The organism is Streptosporangiales bacterium, from assembly GCA_009379955.1.
GTDB lineage: Bacteria > Actinomycetota > Actinomycetes > Streptosporangiales > WHST01 > WHST01.
The window spans coordinates 1-3,593 of record WHST01000218.1 but is presented as its reverse complement, the minus strand read 5'-3'; the positions used below and the strand labels follow the sequence as shown (position 1 = coordinate 3,593).

At 69.2% G+C, this 3,593-nt stretch carries 2 protein-coding genes; both read right to left on the bottom strand.

From position 1 onward, the window contains the following. Nucleotides 1-849: 849 nt before the first annotated feature. A complete protein-coding gene (locus GEV10_31955; GenBank protein ID MQA83015.1) occupies nucleotides 850-1,248 on the bottom strand; it encodes an anti-sigma factor antagonist in 399 nt (132 codons plus the stop codon). Between the two features lie 131 nt (nucleotides 1,249-1,379). After that, nucleotides 1,380-3,398, bottom strand: a complete 2,019-nt coding sequence (locus tag GEV10_31950) for a CocE/NonD family hydrolase (GenBank protein ID MQA83014.1) — start codon at nucleotides 3,396-3,398, stop codon at nucleotides 1,380-1,382. Nucleotides 3,399-3,593 lie beyond the last annotated feature (195 nt).

Below are 3,593 nucleotides of genomic sequence, written 5' to 3'. Positions count from 1 at the left end.
GCTTAGCGGGCCGCTCGCGAAGATCATCGCGCGCGCCTATCACCTGGCCGCGCTGCCCATCGGCAAATTGCGGGTCGCGTTCGACTGGCTGGCCGACGCGGTCACCTCCCGGCAGCTGGTGCAGTTCGGCCTGGTGTCCGAGACCGGCGTCAGCCTGCGGGACGCCGACGGCTCCCCGACGCGAGCGGTCGGCGCGGACACCGTTGATCCGCGCGCGTTACCCGACGACGGCCTCGCGCAGGGACCGCAGACCGGCGACCGTGACGTGCCGCTGTCCTCGGCCGAGCGACCCGGCGACAGGTAAGTGACGCACACCGTCGGCAACGGCGGACACGACGTCTCAGGCGTGCGACACGGCGTTCGGGTGCCGCTTCAAGGAGGCTCCGGCTCGGGCGCTGGCGGCTGTGGCGGCTTGGGATAGTCAGGCTCCGGATCGTCCGGATGAGGTTCCGGGTCGGGCGGCACCGGATGCCGCGGGTCCGGATATGGCGGCTCGGGACGGTGCGATCCCGGGCGTGGCGGTGGCTGCTGCAGTGACTTCACATAGCGCTCCCCGTCATCGCGCGGTTTCTTTCACCCGCCGGATATCCACCGGCGCCGTCGGGGTATCCACCGGCGCGGCGGTTCAACCCTGTCCGATGGCCTGTCCCCGGGTATGACGCCGCTCGGAACGGGTAGCCGATGATCGCGCCGGATCAGTGCCCCAGCACCGCACCGGACGCGGTGAGCTGACACGTGGAGAATGGCATTGGAAAGGGATCCACACGCACGGCGGAGACCCGAGGACGGGAAACGCCCTTCCCTTCAGCCCCGCAGGTAGAAGCTGGCGAGCCGCGCTGGCTCGCCGACTCAGCTCGGGGCGGGCGGCGACGGAACCTCGTGCGCCGCGCTGGGGTCGTTGTAGAGGTGCAGGTCGCGGTCGACGCCGGTGGTCGTCAGCGGGCGGCGTACGGTGCGCCGGTCGCTGACGACGCGCAGGTCGGTGTCGACCGTCTGTGCCCGCTGATGCGCGTGGACCAGGGTGCTGATGCCGCTGGCGTCGAAGAACGACACCTCGCTGAGGTCGGCGATCAGGATCTTGGGCGACGGTGGTTCGAGGACATCAAACAGCATCGCCTCGATGTCGCGATGGGTGGACAGGTCGACCTCGCCCGCGATGTCCACGAGGACGACATCGCGATCGAGTTGCCGCACCGCGACGTCAAGGGATGCGGTACGGGGAGAGCGTCCGTGATCGGCGTGCGTCATCGGTCTCGCCTCATTCACCGAGGGGGAATTGGGCGGTGTTTTGCCGTCATCCCCACCGTAGGCACGGCCCTGCGGGGCTCAAAGCCGATCCCCGAGGTCTGTCCAGTTAATCCGTTGTGCGAGGAACAAGGCTAGGTGTTGCGCCGGGGGATGACTTCGTGCCAGTTGCGGGAGACCAGCCGGCGCTCGCCGGTGTAGGCGTCGAGCTGTGCCTGCACGGTGAACGTCGTGGCGTCGCTGGTGAGGACGGTGTGGGTGATCACACACGCGTCCCAGTCGCCGCGGCGGTACCGCATCACCCAGGTCGTCTCGCCCCGCGTCGACTCGAAGTCGCCGGCCGTGACGGTGTAGCGCTCGTGGGCGGCACGGGAGACGTCGAGATCGGCGTGGTGGTATCGGACGGTTCCCGAGTCTTTGACGATGTCGAGTGCCGATTGCTTGGTGATCAGGTCGCGACAGACGTCCCAGCTATGGCGGGGCGGTTCGAGCCGGGTGACGACCAGCGGCGCGGTGCCTTCTGGTTCGGCGAAGGGCTGGTCGGCGACCTCGTCGGACTCGGTGATCGGGCGGGCAGGCAGCGTCAGCGTGCTGTTGCCGGTGTAGACCGAGAGCAGCACGGGCTCCGGTGGTGGCCATGCCAGTGGCCAGTACGACGTCGACAGCGACAGCCGATGGCCTGGCGGGAAGGACTGCGCCACGGCGTTGAGCTCGAACGACACCCGGTAGCGCCGCCCCGGCTCGAGCGGGCTGGGCTCGTCGTTGCTGTCGCGGTGGGTCAGGTTGAGCATCCCGTAGGTCACCCGGGTTGCGCTGCCGTCGCGGGCGACGTCGGAGATCCGCGCGGCGATCATCGCCACCGGCCGGTCCGCCGACACCTCAAGGGCGACCACGGGGGCGCCGAGGATCTCGTAGGTGTCGGTGAGCGGGTCGGTCTCGAACACCAGCGAGCCGCCGTGCTCCTCGCGCTGGTCGTAGGGCAGGTCGGGGGGCGCGTTGTTGGAGGCCCACTTGCCGGCGAACTGGCCGACCGTGATGGGGGACTCGACCTCGAGATGCTCGGCAGGAACGTCCTCGCCGGGTTCGGCGAGCCGGTGCCGGGCCAGCGGCAGGTGGTGCTCCTCGACGTGCGGCGACGGCCACTCGGGTTCCCCGACCCAGCGTCCCGGCCGCTGCTCGTAGGACGTCGACGGCGGCACGCTGTCCTGCATCCAGGCGTAGAGCATGGCGTCGTCGAGGACCCCATTGTCGGCGTCCTTGAGCCAGTGGTCCCACCATCGCAGGACCTCTTGCAGGTAGCCGATGGCCGGGCCGGGTTCGCCGAGGTGCGGGTACTTGTGTGACCACGGGCCGATCAGGCCCTTGCGCGGCGCTTTCAGGTTTTTGAGCAGGCGGCCGACGGCGTTGGAGTAGCCGTCGGCCCAGCCGCTCGACGCCAGCACCGGACAGCGGACGGCGTCGTAGTCCTCGCAGACGGAGGCGTGTCGCCAGTAGTCGTCGCGGACCTGGTGGGTCAGCCACTCGGTGACCCAGGGGCCGGTGCCTTCCAGCCGTTCCCGCCACATCTGCTGCCAGCGGTCACCCACGACGTCCGGGTCGGGCGGCAGCGTGCTGTGCGCGAACATCGTGCCTGCCTCGGCGAGGTTGTCCGAGAGGAGGCAGCCGCCCATGTAGTGCATGTCGTCGCTGTAGCGGTCGTCGGTGAACGAGGAGATGACGATGGCGTGCAGGCTCGGTGGGTTCCGCGCCGCCACCTGCAGCGCGGCGAAACCGCCCCAGGAGATGCCCATCATGCCGGTGCGCCCGGTGCACCACGGCTGGGCGGCGATCCAGGCGAGCACGTCCTCCGCGTCGCGCTGCTCCTGCTCCAGGTACTCGTCCGTGAGCACGCCCTCGGACTCCCCGGTGCCACGCAGGTCGGCCCGGACGCAGCCGTAGCCGTGCCCAGCCAGGTAGGGGTGGTGAATGGAGTCGCGCACCGCGGTGAGGTCGCGCTTGCGGTACGGAATGTACTCCAGGATTCCCGGCACCGGCTCGGCATCCGACGTCGTTGGCCGCCAGATGTAGGCGGACAGTTGGATCCCGTCCGGCATCGGGACCCAGGAATGCTCCTCCTTGAGGGCGTCGCAGGGTAGCGAGTCAACCGTACGCATCGAGTAGTGCTCACCGTTTCCGTCGCGATCTCTCGCGCGGTGTACCCGACGCAGGCGTCGGCAAACTCCCGGCGTGCGGAGGATTGGCCGGTTCGTGCGGCGGGTATTCAGCGGCGACATCGGTCTCAGCAATGCGGTTAGCAAGGGAGGTAGTGCGGTATGGCGCATCGGGATGGGATCGCCGAGCCGTGGGGG

Coding starts and splice junctions, on each gene's coding strand:
- GEV10_31955 (MQA83015.1), bottom strand. CDS start 1,248: ATGACGCACGCCGATCACGGACGCTCTCCCCGTACCGCATCCCTTGAC.
- GEV10_31950 (MQA83014.1), bottom strand. CDS start 3,398: ATGCGTACGGTTGACTCGCTACCCTGCGACGCCCTCAAGGAGGAGCAT.